A 19,082-nucleotide genomic window follows, 5' to 3' on the forward strand; every position below is an offset into this window, starting at 1 on the left:
AATACCGGTGCATTCGGTGCTGTCGTATCTACTGTATAAGTTTGTGTATCGTTAACACTGCTGCTGTTACCTGCCGCATCTGTAAACGTTACTTTGGCATCTATCGTTTTATCTGCATCTGCAACCAGACCACTACCCGGTACACTTACACTCCATGTCCCCGCTACTTTATCGACAGTTGCTGTATACGTAACCCCATTAATTACAACAGTTACGACCGTATTCGCCGCATCTGATGGAACATTTTTCAATACACCTGTAACCGTAACATTACCTGATGCTTCTGAAGCATTAATGACATTGTCTGAAGTAATAGGATCAACTGAAAAAGTAACACCATTTGTGTTTGGAGGAGTAGTATCCGCAGGATTTGAAGAATCATTGCTACTATTGGACGCAGCAGCAATAATACCACCCGCAACCAAAGGTATGGCTGCCAACAACCATGGGTTCAAACCAGCATCGTGATAAAGTAACGGCTCAATTGAAGAAATAGGCTGATAAATAACATCAGATACTAGCGCTTGAGGAGCTTCTGCTGGTAATGCTGCTGGTAAATCCTCACCTAACAGGGCCTGCGGTTCCACATCGCTGTCAGCATCCGCATCTGCATCGCTGTCTGCATCCGCATCATTTTCAGCATCTTTAAATTTTGCCCAAATCAACTGTCCATTCTGGTCTTGGAAAACAAGACTATTGTCAGCAGGTTCAGCTGTGCCACTAAAGAAGTCTTCAATAACAATAGTTTCGCCATTTTTAAGACGAATTACTGCATTGGTACCCTCCCTATTCACTACTAATACATCACTAGCAGCTACTTTTACCAATACCACCGAAGCTTCTGAGAGTTTGGCAGAAGTCCCTTTTATTGTTGACAAGGTATTATGACTTTCCTTGGCAATAATTTGTATTTCAGGCATATCTATATTCCTTTTATATTATTGATTTAAATGATTTTATGATAATTTTTTTCACTTAACGTTTTTGAGTTTTTTGACCTACAACTTAAAAACATTAAGTAATGTGATCATTTTTACATTAACCACTTTAAAATAAAAAAAACAAATACTAAAGTCCTCAAAGAAAAAAAACTAATTAATACAAATTTTATATAAATAAAATTCTCGTTCTTATTCTTATAATTTTAAATAAACATAAATTAAATGTTTTATATATAAAACAAATTTAGCTTTTAATTATTGAAAGTTATCTCAATTCAAATCTTTATATAACAACCTTTAATATTTAAACAAAATAAAATATATTATTAATGATATATATAGAAAAAAAATGGCCTTAGTGAATATTTTATTATTACACTAAAGCCATACTTTTTAATTTTAATTAAATGCACTTTTAAGTTGTTCTAAAAATTGTCAGGGCTTTCAAAGCGTTTTACTTCTTGTAACTTATTTGGATCATGCATAGTTGCAATACCATCTTCAGTTTTTTGATCAACAATAACATCTGGATTAAAGATTGTGATTGTTTCTCTTCCCAACACATCTTCTCCAACTACATATTGAAAACCACGGCGGTTCATTTTATGACATAGTTTTTGATAAAAACCTTTAAGCCCTTCCTTTTCTTCATTTGGATTATAATAAAAGGCATTCATTACCGCTGGTAAGCCCAGACCACACACTACACCAGATAACAATACGCTAATAAAGGTGTATCCAATGAGAATACTACTGTAAGGGCTAAGCGCGGGAATATTTGCAACTGCTAAAATTAAAGCAAGTGAAATGCCACCCCTAACCCCTCCCCAAGATAAAATGGTTAAACTACCATTGTAACTTTTGGTCTTTCGCATTGTTGGGAAGAAGGCAAAAGACATAAAGTTTGCCGCAAAACGCGAAATATGCAGAATAAGGAAAGCAACAATTCCACCCAAAATCAGACTAAAGTTTAAATCTAGAATAAATAATTCAAGACCAATTAAAGTAAATAAAAATGAATTGATAATTCCTTCTACTGTATGCCAAAAATGGTTAACTTCTCTAATCTCACGTTCTTCACGAATTTCTTTCCATTTATTTCCAACAATTAACCCCCCAATCACACAAGCAATTGGTGCAGATGCATGGGCGAATAAAGCTACCAGATATGCGCCACTGGCCAGCAATGCCGTCGTTAAAATCAAGGATTCCATTTCGTGCTTACCACGTAATAGACGTAATGTTCCTATACCAAATGCCCATCCAATACCAATGGCGACCACAATTTCATAAAGTAAAGCTTCCAACGTTGTAACTAATGAAAAATGTTCACCCTGTAAAACATTAAGCAGTGTCATAAATAATGCAATACACATCGCATCATTAAATAAAGACTCGCCTTCTAATTTCACCATAAGATGATGAGGTGCCCGAATCGAACTTAAAACGCCCTTAATACCAATGGGGTCTGTTGCACCCAAGGCAGCACCTAACAATAGAAGAACCAATATTGGTACATGATGGCCAATCAACAATTGGAAACCATAAAGTAAACCACCAAACAATACTGCGCAGATAACGAGTGCAATCGTTGCTAAAATACTAATCTGTTTCCAATAACTTCTTAAATCTGAAATTTTAAATTTAAGTGCTGAAGATGTCAGAATAAAACAAATAACACCATTAATTAAAAAGTCATAGAAATCAATATTTCGAACTGCATTTTCAATATTATGAATATTAATGCTAATGAACTGATTACCATTTAAGAGACTGGCGCCCCATTGCAAAATGAAGACAAAAATTGCAGAAACAAGAGGTACGCCAATCGCTTGAGGAAAGCCTAAAATACGCTTATTGAATATAGTGGTTGCAATTGATAAGGCAAATACAACCGTAAATGCTTGTAATAAGAAAAAATTACCCATGAACACCCTTCTTCTGGGTCAATGACCAAATAAAAACCTAGACAGCTAAACTGAACAGAGCGAAAAAATGGGCACTACATGTGTGCCCAAGCAGTTAAAAGTTAGAATATAAGTTTAACGAATTACGCTAAGTACTATAGCAATCAGTTAAATTTCTTAACATTAATTATGAATCAGAGAGATTATAAAAAATGAGTTCACCTGAACCTATGGCAAACTCATCTTTGTAGTTCAAATAGCGTTATTAAAAGTATCGCATTGATTAATATCACCTGACTTTAAGCCCACTTGAAACCAATGCATCCTTTGCTCACTGGTGCCATGGGTAAAACTATCAGGCACAACTTGACCTGTTGCACGTTTTTGTAAATAGTCATCACCAATTTTTTGAGCAGCATCCATTGCTTCTTCAACATCGCCTGCCTCTAAAAACTGAGTACGCTGTTGATTATGATTTGCCCATATACCTGCTAAACAGTCAGCTTGTAACTCTTGACGAACAGATAACTGATTACCTTCTTTCTGACTGACTTGCGAACGAGCTTGTTGCACTTGCGAAGAAATACCAAGCAAGGTTTGAACATGATGGCCCACTTCATGCGCAACAACATAGGCTTGTGCAAAATCACCTGCCTGATCTTGGCGAGATAGCTCTGATTTATTTTGCTCACCCGAGATACCCATTTGCTCACGCATATCTTTAAAAAATTCAGTATCAATATAAACTTTCTGGTCAGCCGGACAATAAAAGGGCCCCATAGCAGATTGAGCAGTGCCACAACCTGAACGAGTCATTCCACTAAATAAAACCAACTTTGGTGGCGTATAAGTTTTACCTAACTGTTTAAATATAGGTGTCCAGGTATCTTCTGTATCAGCTAATACTGTTCCAACAAAATCTGAAGCTTCTTTTTGCTCAGGTGTCAAAGTTTGCGGTGCAGTTTCATTTGATTGTTGTGAAGCAGTAACCTGCTGCGTTGCCTGATAGGCCATTTGTGGATCAACGCCAAAAAATTTCCATGCAACAAATGCTACGACCAAACCAATAATACTAATACCACCTGCTTTAACACCGCCCCCACCTCGACGGTCCTCAACATTGGTACTGACTCTACGATCTCTCCAACGCATAATTTCCCTCTTATTTTAGAATGGCATCAAGAGTTCGATGCTTTTTTAGGCCAAATTTTTTGTATTAAACTTACGATAAGTAATACAACTGCACCAGCAATCATTCCTATCACAAAGTTCATCAATGTTGGTGTTAAAGCACCAATAATATTTCCGACCGCAGGTATAGTTTCTAAATGATCGACCGTATCTTCAGTAATATGATGAAGTAAAGGAATCGTATGGTTAATAATCCCTCCACCTACTAAAAACATTGCAATAGTTCCAACAATAGAAAGTAACTTCATCAAAAGAGGAGCAAAAGCAAGTAATCCACGCCCTAATGTTTGTTTGAAAGAAGCAGCTTGTTTGGTTAAATATAATCCTAAATCATCAATTTTAACAATCACACCAACCAAGCCATAAACACCTAGCGTCATCACGACAGCAATAATGCTAAGTACACTTATTTTTGTCATTAAAGCAGCAGTAGCAACCGTACCTAAAGAAATAACAACAATTTCAGCAGATAAAATAAAGTCAGTTCGAATAGCTCCTTTTACTTTCTCTTTTTCAAAAGCTTCTAAATCCAACTCTTCATTATTAAACTCTTTTTCTGCTTCTTCAGAGGTCGAAGCTTTTTTATGCATGATGGTATGAAGAACCTTTTCAACACCTTCATAACATAAAAATAAGCCACCTAGCATCAATAGCGGGTTAATCAGCCAAGGAGCAATCACACTAATTAATAAAGCCAAAGGTACTAAAATAAGCTTATTAACTAATGAACCTTTAGCGACTTTCCACACAATAGGCAGTTCACGATCAGCGCGCACACCTGTTACCTGTTGTGCATTTAAAGCCAAATCATCTCCTAAAACACCAGCAGTTTTCTTTGCTGCCATTTTGCTCATTAAAGCGACATCATCTAAAATTGTTGCAATATCATCTAGTAATAAAAGTAAGCCACTTGCCATTTCTTATCCAAGTTTGTATTTATCTGACTATTGTAAGATGAAATATTCTAATTTCTGTAATTTTACTGAATAAATTCACAATATTATTTTAAGAAAGTTTAACCAATCGCTGACGAAAAAATTTTATTTCCCGTACAATAATGCCAATCTTTATATTACAGGGCTTACTATCCCTGATTAAGCCAATACGATAGTGGAATAAATAATGAGTAATGTTGATCAGCGTCCAATTATTTTGACAGGCGACCGCCCAACCGGACAACTTCATCTTGGGCATTTTGTCGGTTCTTTGCGTTCACGTGTAGGTTTACAGGATAGCCATCATCAACATCTCTTATTAGCAGATGCACAAGCCCTAACTGACAATGCAGATAACCCAGATAAAGTACGTCGCAATATTTTGGAAGTTGCTCTAGATTATTTAGCAGTTGGTATTGATCCAACTAAGACCACGATTTGCGTACAGTCATGTTTACCAGCATTGAATGAGCTTACAATGTTATATCTTAACTTTGTAACTGTAGCTCGTTTAGAACGTAACCCAACCATCAAATCTGAAATTCAAATGCGTGGTTTTGAACGTGACATTCCTGCTGGTTTCCTTTGCTACCCTGTTGCACAGGCTGCTGATATTACGGCTTTTAAAGCAACTGTAGTACCAGTGGGTGAAGATCAGATTCCAATGATTGAACAAACCAATGAAGTGGTCCGTCGTGTGAATCGCCAAATTGGTCAAGACCTTTTACCTGAATGTAAAGCCTTACTTTCTAATATGGCTCGTTTACCAGGTTTTGATGGTAAAGCGAAAATGTCTAAGTCATTAGGCAATACCATTGTTTTAAATGCTTCTGACAAAGACATTAAGAAAGCTGTAAATGCGATGTACACAGACCCAAATCATCTTCGTATTGAAGATCCAGGTCAAGTTGAAGGAAACATTGTATTTACTTATTTAGATGCATTTGATCCAAATAAAGAAGAAGTTGAAGAATTAAAAGCGCATTATCGCCGCGGTGGTCTTGGTGACGGTACTGTTAAAAAACGTCTTGAAGGTGTGTTAAAAGAATTAATTACACCTATTCGTGAACGCCGTGAAGAACTTGCTAAAGATCCTGATTACATTATGGATGTTTTACGTCAAGGTACTGACAAATGCCGAATCATTACTCAACAAACTTTAGATGAAGTTAAAGATGGCTTAGGCTTATTTAAGTTTTAACTCTAGAGTAAACATATAAGTAAAAAGCCCTACGGGGCTTTTTTTTATAATTACATTAAGATTCAATAGTTTAAAATTTTACATTGTTAATATATTTATAATGATTCACATGCACTTACCCTTTTAACGTGAAGTAACACTAATTAACGCGAACCTTAATGAAGAAATATTAAACCTTAACTAATATAGCTCAAGTAGGTTGATACGAACCTCACGACATTTCTCCTTAAGCCGAAACTGTTTTTAACAGATTCGTTGTTCTACGCAGTGATCACCCCAATCATTGCGTATTTTTTTGTCTTTTTTTAGCCTTATTATTTCTTATTTCATTTTATGCTACTTTTCAATGATGCAAAAAATACCGCATCATTTTTCAGATGCGGTATTTTTTTAAAGATTTAAGGAAGCTATTAAGCTAAACCTTTCTCTTTTAATACTTGCAACATAGTTGAACCAAGCTCAGCTGGGCTACGAGTGTAAGCCATACCTGCTTTTTCAAATGCAGCAAATTTCTCTTCAGCAGTACCTTGACCACCAGAAATGATCGCACCAGCGTGACCCATACGCTTACCTTTAGGAGCAGTTACACCAGCGATGTAACCTACTACAGGCTTAGTCACGTTAGATTTGATGAATTCAGCAGCTTCTTCTTCCGCTGTACCACCGATCTCACCGATCATGATGATTGCATCAGTATCTGGATCGTCTTGGAACAATTGAAGAGCTTCAATTTGGTTCATACCTGGGATTGGGTCACCACCAATACCGATACAAGTAGACTGACCTAAACCAAGCTTAGTTGTTTGAGCAACCGCTTCATAAGTCAATGTACCTGAACGTGAGATAATACCAATACGACCTGGTTGGTGGATGTGACCAGGCATAATACCGATCTTACATTCACCTGGAGTGATCACGCCTGGGCAGTTAGGACCAACTAAACGAGTACCGTTACCGTTAGTTTCTAAATAACGTTTTGCTTTAAGCATGTCGATTGTTGGAACACCTTCAGTGATCACAACGATTAGGCCAACACCTGAATCAACCGCTTCAACGATTGAGTCTAAAACGAATGGAGCTGGTACATAGATTACAGATGCATCTGCATTTGTTTCACGTACAGCTTCTTTCATTGTGTTGAATACTGGTAAGTCAAGGTGAGTTGTACCACCTTTACCTGGAGTAACACCACCAACAACTTTTGTACCGTAGTCTAAAGCTTGTGCAGAGTGGAAAGTACCGTTTTTACCAGTAAAACCTTGTACCAATACTTTAGTGTCTTTATTAATTAATACGCTCATGATTGATACTCCCCTTACGCTTTAACTGCAGCTACAACTTTTTCTGCGGCATCAGACAAACCGTTCGCAGAAATTAATTTCAAACCAGATTCATCAAGTAATTTAGCACCTAACTCAGCGTTGTTACCTTCTAAACGAACAACAACTGGAACAGTTACGTTTACTTCTTGAACCGCTGCAATAATTGCTTCAGCAATCATGTCACAACGTACGATACCACCGAAGATGTTGATTAAAACACCTTGTACAGATGTATCAGCAAGGATGATTTTGAACGCTTCGATTACGCGCTCTTTAGTTGCACCGCCACCAACGTCAAGGAAGTTTGCAGGCTGACCACCATAAAGTTTAATGATGTCCATAGTTGCCATTGCAAGACCAGCACCGTTAACCATACAACCAATGTTACCTTCTAAAGCAACATAGTTAAGATCAAATTCAGATGCTTTTAATTCACGCTCATTCTCTTGAGATTTGTCACGTAAAGCAGCAACTTTAGGTAAACGGTAAAGCGCGTTAGAGTCGATACCTACTTTCGCGTCTACACATAAAATTTCGCCATTTTCACGAACTGAAAGTGGGTTAATTTCAAATAAAGCAAAATCGTTTTCAACAAATGCTTGGTAAGCAGCTGTCATGATTTTTACGAATTGACCGATTTGTTTGTCTTTCAAACCTAAAGCAAACGCAACTTCACGTGCTTGGAATGGTTGTAAGCCAACTAATGGATCAACTTCAACTTTGATAATTTTTTCTGGAGTTTCTTCAGCAACTTTCTCGATTTCTACACCACCTTCTGTAGAAGCCATGAAAGTAATACGACGGCTAGAACGGTCTACAACCGCGCCCAAGTAAAGCTCACGCTCAACTGGATATACGTCTTCAGCAACAATGATGCTGTTTACTGGCTGACCATTTGCATCAGTTTGATACGTTACAAGACGAGTACCAATGATATTGTTTGCAAATTCGATAACATCTTCTTTAGATTTTGCAACTTTAACGCCACCAGCCTTACCACGACCACCAGCATGAACTTGCGCCTTCATTACAGCGAATTTACCACCAAGCTGTTCAAATGCAGCAACTGCTTCGTCTGCATTGGTTGCCAAGATACCTTCTTGTACCGGCATACCATATTCTTTCAATAACGCTTTAGCTTGATACTCATGTAAGTTCATTTAGTTACCTACTTAACTTTGTTTGTTGTCTTCAATTTGCGCAACATTCTCATGTTGTATATGCAAATTGCTGTCTACGTCTATCAACTTGATGATTTTTTAATCACACCATCGAATGTGAAAAAGAGCGGAGAACCGCTCTTTAATTTTATTTACGCTTACGTTGAATCGCGTGAATTGCACGACCATCTACAGCAAGTGCAGCTTCATGAACAACTTCAGAGAATGTTGGGTGACCAAAAGTCATCAACTGAAGATCTTCAACTGAAGATACAAATTCAAGAGCGATCATACCTTGGTGAACGATATCAGATGCTGCAGGTCCAATGACATGCATACCTAATAAACGGTCAGTTTTTGCATCAGCAACGAACTTAACAAAACCTGCGCCTTCACCAGCCGCTAAAGCACGACCATTTACAGCAAAACCGAATTGACCAGTTTTTACTTCATGACCTTTTTCTTTAGCTTGCTCTTCAGTTAAACCTACCCACGCCGCTTCAGGGTGTGTATAGATAACAGAAATGATTGTGTCATAGTTCACTTGAGCTGCGTGACCGTGAATACGCTCAACAGCCATTACACCTTCTTCCATTGCTTTATGAGCAAGCATTGGACCGCGAACCAAGTCACCAATCGCGTATACACCTTCTACAGAAGTTGCACAGTGATCATTTACTTCAACTAAACCACGTTCAGTTAATTTAATGCCTGAATCTTCAGCCAATAAACCTTCTGCATATGCTTTACGGCCAACACAAACGATTAATTTGTCAAAAGTTTGAGTTTTTTCTTCGCCACCTTGAGTGTATTTAACAGTCACTTCACGACCATTAACTTCAGTGCCAGAAACTTTAGCACCAACGCGAATATCAAGACCTTGCTTAGTTAAAAGCTTTTGGTACTCTTTTGCCAAAGCTTTATCAGCCATTGGCAAGAATGCATCCATTGCTTCAAATACAACAACTTCAGCACCAAGACGACGCCATACTGAACCAAGCTCTAAACCGATTACACCAGCACCGATCACACCTAAACGCTTAGGTACTTCTGGGAAGTTTAATGCACCAGTTGAATCAACAATAATGTCTTGATCTACAGGAGCTACAGGAATATTTACAGGCACAGAACCAGACGCAAGAATTACGTATTTAGGTTCTAAAACTTGAGTTTCACCCTCATGAGAAACGAACTCAACTTTTTTACCAGCAAGTAATTTACCTGTACCTTTTAACCACTCAATACCGTTGCCTTTAAGCAATTGATCGATACCGCCAGTTAATTGGTCAACAATTTTGTCTTTACGAGCAAGAAGTTTTGCAAGATCGAAATTCACTTCACCAGTTGTAATACCGTGATCAGCTAAGTGATGCACTGTATCTTCATAACGATGAGAAGAATCAAGCAAAGCTTTAGAAGGGATACAACCTACGTTTAAGCAAGTACCACCTAAAGAAGGCTTACCGTTGTGAATACGTTTTTCAATACAAGCGACTTTGAAACCTAGTTGAGCAGCACGAATCGCAGCTTCATAACCACCAGGACCACCGCCGATGACAACAAGATCAAATTGTTGAGACATTTTTATCTCCATAAACCAGGATAGAGGATCGCTCTATCCTGGTAGGTATTTATTCGAAGAAATTAAAGATCAAGGATGAGTTTAGCTGGCTCTTCTAACAATTCTTTGATTGCTACTAAGAAACCTACAGCTTCTTTACCATCGATCATACGGTGGTCATAAGAAAGCGCTAAGTACATCATTGGCAAGATTTCAACTTGACCATTTACCGCCATAGGACGCTCTTGGATTTTGTGCATACCCAAGATACCAGTTTGCGGTTGATTCAAAATAGGAGTTGAAAGCAATGAACCGAAAGTACCACCGTTAGTGATTGTGAAAGTACCACCAGTCATTTCTTCGATAGATAATTTACCGTCACGTGCTTTACCAGCATAAGCAGCAATACCTGCTTCAACTTCTGCATAGCTCATACGGTCAGTATCACGTAATACTGGAACAACAAGACCACGATCAGAAGATACTGCAACACCGATGTCATAGTAACCGTGATAAACGATATCGTCGCCATCAATTGAAGCATTTACAGCTGGGTAGCGTTTAAGCGCTTCGGTTGCTGCTTTAACGAAGAATGACATGAAGCCTAAACGAGCACCATGACGCTTTTCGAAAGCATCTTTATATTGCTTACGCAATTCCATGATTGGCTTCATGTTAACTTCGTTAAATGTAGTTAACATTGCAGTTTCTTGAGTTGCAGCAAGAAGACGCTCAGCAACACGCTTACGTAAACGAGTCATTGGAACACGTTTTTCGATACGCTCACCAACAGCAACACTTAACGGAGTAACGTTAGCAGCTGGTTTAGTTTGATGGTTTGCAACATCTTCTTTAGTGATACGACCACCACGGCCAGTACCTTGTACGTCAGCAGCAGCAATACCAGATTCAGTTAAAGCTTTACGAACCGCAGGAGCTTGATCAGATACAGTTTCTGTACGTTCAACAACAGGAGCTGCACCAGCTTGAGTTTGAGCAACTGCTTGTTCTACCGCAGCAGGAGCAGCAGCCGCTGCACCAGCACCAGCTTCGAATTGAGCAATAACTTCGTCAGAAAGAACTGTATCGCCTTCACCTTTAATGATTGCAACCAAGCTACCATCTGCAGGAGCAACAACTTCTAAAACAACTTTGTCGGTTTCAATATCACAGATTACTTCATCACGTGATACAGGTTCACCCACCTTTTTATGCCAAGTTGCGATGGTGCCATCTGCAACAGACTCTGGGAATACCGGTGCTTTAATTTCGGTTGCCATTATTGAGAATCTCCTGATTGTTCAGCTTCGATTGCCAATGCATCATTAATTAGCTGAGCTTGTTGTTTTGCATGCAAGTACGGTGAGCCACAAGCTGGTGCAGCAGAAGCTTCACGACCTGCAAAACTGATACGGATTTGTTTGCCAGATTTTAAGATATCGTCATATAAACGCGGTGCAATAAACAACCATGCGCCTTGGTTCTTCGGCTCTTCTTGTGCCCAAACGAGTTCTTTCACATTTGGATAAGCAGCCAAGATTTCCGCAAGACGTTGCTCTGGGTATGGATACAACTGTTCAATACGTACGATTGCAACATTAGTTAAGTTTTGTTCACGACGTTTTTCGAGTAAGTCGTAATAAACTTTACCGCCACAAAGTACAAGACGAGTTACATCTGACTTGTTAATTTGATCGATTTCGTCAATTACAGTTTGGAATGAACCATTTGCAAGTTCTTCTAAAGTAGAAGTTGCAAGTTTATGACGAAGTAAAGATTTTGGTGACATTACGATCAATGGCTTACGAATTGGGCGTACAGCTTGACGACGTAATGCATGGAAAATCTGTGCAGGTGTCGTTGGAGTGATCACTTGCATGTTATCTTCAGCACATAACTGTAAGAAACGTTCTAAACGAGCTGAAGAATGCTCTGGACCTTGACCTTCGAAACCATGTGGTAACAACATTGTTAAACCACAAACACGTTCCCACTTAGTCTCACCAGAAGCAATAAACTGGTCAATCACAACTTGAGCACAGTTTACGAAGTCACCAAATTGTGCTTCCCAAATAATCAAGCTCTTAGGAATTGTAGTTGCGTAACCATATTCGAATGCAAGAACTGCTTCTTCAGATAATAAAGAATCGTAAATCGCAAAACGTGGTTGGTTCTCTTTAACATGACAAAGTGGAATGTAAGTTGAACCATCAGCTTGGTTATGCAATTTCGCATGACGGTGTGAGAAAGTACCACGACCCACGTCTTCACCAGTAATACGAACTAAATAGTCTTCATCTAATAAAGTTGCATAAGCTAAAGTTTCTGCTGCACCCCAGTTCAAAGGAGTTTCACCAGTTTGCATTTTCACGCGATCTTCAATTACTTTTTGAACTTGACGCTGCATTACAAACCCTTCAGGAAGTTTGCTCATGCCCTCGCCTAATTCTTTAAGGCGGTTCAAGTCGAATGAAGTATCCCAATCGTCTGTGTAGTCATGGCCCAAATATGGAGTCCAATCAACAAACATTTTGGTATTTGGTTCAAGAATCAATGCGTTTGCTACATGATTACCCGCTTCTAAGTCAGAACGGTAATCTTCAATCATTTGATCCGCTTCAGCACGATCAAGTACTTTCTGTTGTACAAGTTGATCAGCATAAAGTGTACGAGTAGTTGCTTTCTTCGCAATTACTTGATACATCAATGGTTGTGTACCAGATGGCTCATCTGCTTCGTTATGGCCGCGACGGCGATAACAGAACAAATCGATAACAACATCTTTACGGAATTCGTGACGGAAATCATGTGCTAATTGAGTAGCAAAGATAACTGCTTCAGGATCATCGCCATTTACATGGAAAATCGGCGCCTGAATCATTTTAGCAACGTCTGTACAGTACTCTGTAGAACGCGCATCACGCGGATCAGAAGTTGTGAAACCAACTTGGTTGTTCACAATGATATGAACCGTACCACCAACCGTATAGCCACGAGTTTGTGACATTTGGAAGGTTTCCATGTTCACGCCTTGACCTGCAAATGCAGCATCACCATGAACAATAACTGGTAATACGTCATCACCGCCGATGTCTCTACGACGTACTTGACGTGCACGTACAGAACCTTCAACTACAGGACCAACAATTTCCAAGTGAGATGGGTTAAATGCCAATGCCAAGTGAACTTCGCCACCTGGAGTCATTACATTACTTGAGAAACCTTGGTGGTATTTAACGTCACCTGAACCTTTTTTATGAATTGATTTACCTTCGAACTCACCAAATAAGTCCGCAGGATTTTTACCCATAATATTAACAAGAAGGTTCAAACGGCCACGGTGTGGCATACCGATAACAACTTCTTTACAACCTACAGCACCAGCACGCTGGATAATCTCGTTTACCATAGGAATAAAAGATTCGCCGCCTTCAACACCAAAGCGTTTAGCGCCGACGTATTTATTACCAAGATATTTTTCTAGACCCTCAGCAGCAGTTAAACGCTCTAAGAAGCCTTTCTTTTGATCATTTGAGTAATTGAACTTACCACGGGCACTTTCAAGACGTTGTTGAATCCAACGCTTTTCTTTTGTGTCCACGATATGCATGTATTCAACACCGATTGAACCACAATAGATCGCTTCCATTGCTTCAATCATTTCAGCAAGAGTTGCTTCACTCTTACCAATCTCAAGATTGCCTGTGTTGAATACTGTGTCTAAATCTGATTTGGTTAAACCATGTGCTGAAAGATCTAAATCAGGAATATCTTCACGCTTAGCAAGACCTAATGGATCTAATTTAGCTTTTTGATGTCCGCGATTGCGATAAGCAGCAATAAGTTGTAAAACGCCAATTTGACGACGCTCATGCTCAGTACTTACAGTACTTTGTACAACAGGTTGAACACGGTTAGCATTACGTCCTAGTAATAGGAATTGCTCACGCACAGCGCTGTGTGGTTGGTCACCTTTTGGATATTTATCGAAATATTGGCGCCAGTCCTCAGCTACAGAGGTTGGGGAAGTCAGGTACTGCTCGTAAAGTTCTTCAATATACGCTGCACTATCAGCGGAAAGTTCAGTGTCAAGACGCAATGCGTCAGCAACTTCTTGCATTTGTGGACCCATTTCCTATTGCAAAAAATATTACAGGCTGCCTTTTAAGCACACCCATGATGCATAATGTCAAATCGGTAAAAATGACACTACTTACCCAACAGGTCTTTACGACCATGGGGCGTCATACTACCTAGAGAGAAAACTCCATAGGTAATTAATGAATCACAACGCCCTCAATGGCATCATCACTCACCTTATACTCGATTAAAACCGAGCAATTTTTTGCAAATCTTTTTAGAAAAATTAACTATACAATTAACTTTTCTAAAATGACTTTGACCATAAAAATTAAGCACTGATCTAAGATCGTGCCACTTAATTTAATTTCACTAGTATACGCTTTTTTCACCTATAACTTTGTGGCAAATCGTATCATGTTCTTAACGAACGATTGATTTTTTTGACACATACCATCTATAAATTGGCGAAATACATATCCAATTTTATCTATTAATATATGGTGCTTTATATAAAAACCCCTATTTTACCGACTAAAGTATAAGGTGCGTATTATAAAGTTAAAAAAAAACGCACATCAAGGATGTGCGTTTCCTATTTGCGCAGAATTAACCCGCTTGATCTAACAACATGTTACGGATATGACCGATTGCTTTTGTTGGATTCAAACCTTTAGGACATACTGACACACAGTTCATAATACCTTTACAGCGGAATAAGCTGAATGGATCGTCAAGACGAGCCAAACGATCTGCTGTTGCAGTATCACGAGAGTCGATAATAAAACGGTATGCATTCAACAATGCTGAAGGACCCAAGAATTTATCAGGGTTCCACCAGAATGATGGACATGAAGTTGAACAACATGCACAAAGAATACATTCATACAAACCATTTAAGTGTTCACGCTCTTCAGGAGACTGTAAACGCTCTTTAGGTGGAGCTGGTTGGTTATTGATCAAGAATGGCTGAATTTTGTCATATTGATCATAGAATTGGTTCATATCAACAACCAAATCTTTAATAACCGGCAAACCTGGCAATGGACGAATTACAATTTTCTCAGGTAGGTCGTTTAAATTCCATAAACAAGCCAAACCATTTTTACCATTGATGTTCACACCATCCGAACCACAAATACCTTCACGGCATGAACGACGGAATGTTAACGTTTCGTCTTGAACTTTCAAAGCAAGCAATGCATCAAGCAACATACGGTGCTTATCAGTCAATTCAAGTTTGAAAGTTTGCATGTACGGCGCTTTATCCTTATCAGGATCATAGCGGTAGATTTCGAATGTACGAGTACCTCTACTCATCTTTATACTCCCGATTAGAATGTACGTGGTGCTGGTGGAATTGCATCAACAGTTAACGGCTTGAAGCGCACTGGCTTATATTCCAAACGGTTATCTGATGAATACCATAAAGTATGTTTCATCCACTCATCATCACGGCGACCGTATGAATAAGTTGGGTGATCAGCTGGTAATTCATAATCAACTACCGTATGCGCACCACGACATTCTTTACGCGCAGCAGCTGAAATTAATGTAGCTTTTGCAACTTCATATAAGTTTTCAACTTCAAGCGCTTCAACACGCGCAGTGTTAAATACTTTAGATTTATCTTTCAAGTGGATGTTACGTACACGTGGCTCAAGAGCAAGAATCTCTTTAACACCTTTATCAAGTAAAGCTTGAGTACGGAATACACCCGCGTGATCTTGAACGATATCACGAATTGCATCAGCAACTTCTTGAGCGTTTTCACCAGTAGTTGAGTCATCCAACTTACGCACGCGCTCTAAAGTTTGCTCTAATACGTTTGTTGGAAGCGGTGCATATTCATCACCATGGTGCTTAGTTACGTAGTCGATAATGTGCTCACCAGCAGCTTTACCAAATACAACCAAGTCAAGAAGTGAGTTAGTACCTAAACGGTTTGCACCATGTACTGATACGCAAGAACATTCACCAATTGCATAGAAACCTTTTACAGGTTTAGTGTAGTTGTCTGTACCAGATTCTGGTAAGCACACTTGACCATGCATATTCGTAGGAATACCACCCATTTGGTAATGGATTGTTGGTACTACTGGAATTGGTTCTTTAGTAATGTCAACGTTCGCGAATTTTTTACCAATCTCAAATACAGATGGTAAACGCTTCATGATTGTGTCAGCACCTAAGTGAGTCATATCAAGTAAGATATAATCGCCTTTTGGACCACAACCACGACCTTCTTTAATTTCTTGGTCCATAGAGCGTGATACGAAGTCACGTGGAGCCAAGTCTTTTAAAGTCGGTGCATAACGTTCCATGAACGGTTCGCCGTCTTTGTTACGAAGGATCGCACCTTCACCACGACAACCTTCAGTTAACAATACGCCTGCGCCCGCAACACCTGTAGGGTGGAACTGCCAGAATTCCATATCTTGTAATGGAATACCAGCACGAGCAGCCATACCAAGACCGTCACCAGTGTTGATATACGCGTTCGTTGATGCACGGTAAACACGACCAGCACCACCTGTTGCAAACAATGTTGCTTTGGCTTGGAATACTGCAATGTTGCCAGTTTCTTGGTCAATTGCAGTTACACCTAACACATCACCTGCTTCATTACGGATCAAGTCAAGCGCGATCCATTCAACGAAGAATTGAGTACCCATTTTCACGTTGCTTTGATAAAGCGTGTGTAATAATGCGTGACCAGTACGGTCAGCAGCAGCACAAGCACGTGGAACTGGTTTATCACCATAGTTCGCAGAGTGACCACCAAACGGACGTTGGTAAATTGTACCATCGGCGTTACGGTCAAACGGCATACCCATGTGTTCTAGTTCATATACAACTTTTGGTGCTTCACGACACATAAACTCAATTGCGTCTTGGTCACCTAACCAGTCAGAACCTTTTACTGTGTCGTAAAAGTGGAAATGCCAGTTATCTTCTTGCATATTACCTAACGACGCACCGATACCACCTTGAGCAGCTACAGTGTGCGAACGTGTCGGGAAAACTTTAGTAAGTACTGCAACCTTTAAACCCGCTTGAGCGAGTTGGTAAGATGCACGCATACCAGAACCACCACCACCAACGATAACAGCATCGAAAGTGAGGTTTTGAATATTTGAATAATCTTCTTTAGGGGTTATCGCGCCCATGATATCTTCCTATCAATTCGCCCAGAAAATCTGGATACCCCAGATTGCGTACACAAACACTGCAATAATGACAGCCGTCGTCAGTACAAGGCGTAAACCTTTCGCTGAAGGACCCATTTGACGAGTAGTGACATAGTCAGTGAAAACCTGCCACATACCAATCCATGCGTGTGCGATAAGCGACAAAATTGCCAATAAAGAAAAAATCTTCATTGGTAATGTCATCATGAAGCCAGCCCATTGTTGATAGTCAAATCCGCCTTTGCAGAGAATCCAACCAAAAAGAACAACAGTATAAGCTGCCAAGACTACAGCACTTACACGCTGGATAAACCAATCACGAGAACCTGAACCTGTTAAACCTGTAGCACTTTTCATTAGAACATAATCCATACAAAGGCTGCGATAATGGCTACCACAGATAAGATCAATGAAATTGTCGCTGCAATACGACCACTTTGCAGTTCTTCAGCAAAACCTAAATCTGCAAGTAAGTGCTTTACTCCAGCAATAAAGTGGAATAATAAGCCGGCTACAAATACCCAAACGATAAAACGTACAAGGATATTCCCAAACACGACATTTTTAACGTAGTCAAATCCTTCTGGTGAAGATAATGATTTATCTAAAATCCATAATAGAACTGGTACTAATAAGAAAACGATGACACCTGATAAACGGTGTAAAATTGATGCAATAGCCACGGGTGAGCGTAAATTTACCGCTAACACCTGACCCATGGACAAATTGACAGGTCTGTTGCTTTTCACAGCGGGCATCCTGTAGGTAGAAACTCCGACCGGAGTTTGTTGAATTAATTCCAAGGAAAGCTGGCATTGTTAGGCAAGCACAGCTCATGCCTAACCTATAAACGACACTGAATTATAAAACGCGAAATATCAAAATACAAACAATCCACTTTGCCTTTTCCGCAAAAACCCATTAAATAAGAATCATTCACACAGCTAAACAGCACTCCTCCCTGTACAAAAGTTAAAATTAAACAAAACATGTGCTTGTTTAATCTCATCTTTTACAAAAAAAATCTTTTCTACTGCTTTATTTAAAATAAGTGCGTTTTAGACTAAAGATAAAGTTAATAATTCATCAAGTCTAATCAAAAGGATAAACCAAAATTGCGCTTACACCCTAATTTTAATGACTTTATTTTAAAAAAATTAACACCCTTTTTATATTAAAAGCAATAAAGAGCCACTTGACTCTTAACAATGAGCACTATTTTTACAAAAAGTGAGTTTTAATTTGTCCAACATGATCAACAAGCTATTTTTTAAACAATCAAACTTAAAAAAAGTACAACTTTTGGAATTATCAAATGGTGATAATTAGGTTGTTTTTGAATCACAATTTAAAATTACAGACTGAGTTTTATGATTTTTTTAAGCGAATTGGCATTTTATAACCAGTTCTGATTCTAATTTTTTATTTATAAATTTGCTTACAATTGTACTCACCCTTCATTTTTTTTCTGCACGTTCTTATTGAATTGACTTATGATACCATCCCGATGCAGTGATTTTACTGACTTTTTTGCTCGGGTCTTAATGACTAACTCTCTGTGGGAACGTCATTTTTTATCCATAAGTATAATTG

General features: G+C 38.9%; 14 protein-coding genes and 1 pseudogene. 1 reads left to right on the plus strand and 14 read right to left on the minus strand.

All coding sequences use genetic code 11. From position 1 onward, the window contains the following. The 4 genes from B554_RS0104845 to B554_RS0104860 all read right to left on the minus strand — a co-directional run. The coding region (locus B554_RS0104845; RefSeq protein ID WP_019457176.1) for a BapA/Bap/LapF family prefix-like domain-containing protein at window positions 1-920 on the minus strand (920 nt) is incomplete at its 3' end. A gap of 446 nt (window positions 921-1,366) precedes the next feature. Next, window positions 1,367-2,869, minus strand: a complete 1,503-nt coding sequence (locus tag B554_RS0104850) for a cation:proton antiporter (protein WP_019457177.1) — start codon at window positions 2,867-2,869, stop codon at window positions 1,367-1,369. Window positions 2,870-3,100: 231 nt separating this feature from the next. Further along, window positions 3,101-4,000 (minus strand): neutral zinc metallopeptidase, encoded by a 900-nt coding sequence (locus B554_RS0104855; protein ID WP_004705901.1) that lies wholly within the window; start codon window positions 3,998-4,000, stop codon window positions 3,101-3,103. A 26-nt stretch (window positions 4,001-4,026) separates the two neighbouring features. Continuing rightward, entirely contained in the window at window positions 4,027-4,956 is a 930-nt protein-coding gene (locus B554_RS0104860) for a DUF808 domain-containing protein (protein ID WP_019457178.1), read from the minus strand. Between the two features lie 205 nt (window positions 4,957-5,161). On the opposite strand from B554_RS0104860, the gene trpS reads away from it, so the two are divergent. Then, window positions 5,162-6,175, plus strand: coding sequence for a tryptophan--tRNA ligase (gene trpS / locus B554_RS0104865; RefSeq protein WP_004705897.1), 1,014 nt, complete (start codon window positions 5,162-5,164; stop codon window positions 6,173-6,175). A gap of 410 nt (window positions 6,176-6,585) precedes the next feature. Here trpS and sucD read toward each other — a convergent pair whose 3' ends face one another. From sucD to sdhC, 10 genes and pseudogenes are all read right to left on the minus strand, one after another. Next, window positions 6,586-7,476 carry a succinate--CoA ligase subunit alpha gene (gene sucD / locus B554_RS0104870; RefSeq protein WP_000114637.1) on the minus strand — a complete coding sequence of 297 codons (891 nt, stop codon included), beginning with the start codon at window positions 7,474-7,476 and terminating at the stop codon, window positions 6,586-6,588. Window positions 7,477-7,490: 14 nt separating this feature from the next. After that, the gene (sucC, locus tag B554_RS0104875) at window positions 7,491-8,657 is read right to left on the minus strand and encodes an ADP-forming succinate--CoA ligase subunit beta (RefSeq protein WP_001048573.1); all 1,167 of its coding nucleotides are present in this window, start codon (window positions 8,655-8,657) and stop codon (window positions 7,491-7,493) included. 148 nt (window positions 8,658-8,805) lie between these two features. Then, window positions 8,806-10,239 carry a dihydrolipoyl dehydrogenase gene (gene lpdA, locus B554_RS0104880; RefSeq protein ID WP_002051272.1) on the minus strand — a complete coding sequence of 478 codons (1,434 nt, stop codon included), beginning with the start codon at window positions 10,237-10,239 and terminating at the stop codon, window positions 8,806-8,808. Between the two features lie 62 nt (window positions 10,240-10,301). After that, the gene (odhB, locus tag B554_RS0104885) at window positions 10,302-11,498 is read right to left on the minus strand and encodes a 2-oxoglutarate dehydrogenase complex dihydrolipoyllysine-residue succinyltransferase (protein ID WP_004705895.1); all 1,197 of its coding nucleotides are present in this window, start codon (window positions 11,496-11,498) and stop codon (window positions 10,302-10,304) included. Next, a complete protein-coding gene (locus B554_RS0104890; RefSeq protein WP_025465091.1) occupies window positions 11,498-14,338 on the minus strand; it encodes a 2-oxoglutarate dehydrogenase E1 component in 2,841 nt (946 codons plus the stop codon). Before B554_RS0104890 ends, odhB begins: the two co-directional genes overlap by 1 nt. Window positions 14,339-14,495: 157 nt before the next feature. Then, window positions 14,496-14,624 (minus strand): annotated as a pseudogene (locus B554_RS18485) (hypothetical protein). Between the two features lie 283 nt (window positions 14,625-14,907). Further along, window positions 14,908-15,618 (minus strand): succinate dehydrogenase iron-sulfur subunit, encoded by a 711-nt coding sequence (locus tag B554_RS0104895; protein WP_004705893.1) that lies wholly within the window; start codon window positions 15,616-15,618, stop codon window positions 14,908-14,910. A gap of 14 nt (window positions 15,619-15,632) precedes the next feature. Then, window positions 15,633-17,468 (minus strand): succinate dehydrogenase flavoprotein subunit, encoded by a 1,836-nt coding sequence (gene sdhA / locus B554_RS0104900; protein ID WP_019457180.1) that lies wholly within the window; start codon window positions 17,466-17,468, stop codon window positions 15,633-15,635. Window positions 17,469-17,480: 12 nt separating this feature from the next. Next, window positions 17,481-17,846 (minus strand): succinate dehydrogenase, hydrophobic membrane anchor protein, encoded by a 366-nt coding sequence (gene sdhD, locus B554_RS0104905; protein ID WP_000833672.1) that lies wholly within the window; start codon window positions 17,844-17,846, stop codon window positions 17,481-17,483. After that, the gene (sdhC, locus tag B554_RS0104910) at window positions 17,846-18,247 is read right to left on the minus strand and encodes a succinate dehydrogenase, cytochrome b556 subunit (RefSeq protein WP_003655453.1); all 402 of its coding nucleotides are present in this window, start codon (window positions 18,245-18,247) and stop codon (window positions 17,846-17,848) included. The genes sdhD and sdhC overlap by 1 nt, the downstream gene beginning before the upstream one ends. Window positions 18,248-19,082: the final 835 nt, after the last annotated feature.

Origin of the sequence: Acinetobacter sp. GG2 (genome assembly GCF_000292385.1) — a bacterium.
In the GTDB taxonomy this organism is placed as follows: Bacteria; Pseudomonadota; Gammaproteobacteria; order Pseudomonadales; family Moraxellaceae; genus Acinetobacter; species Acinetobacter seifertii.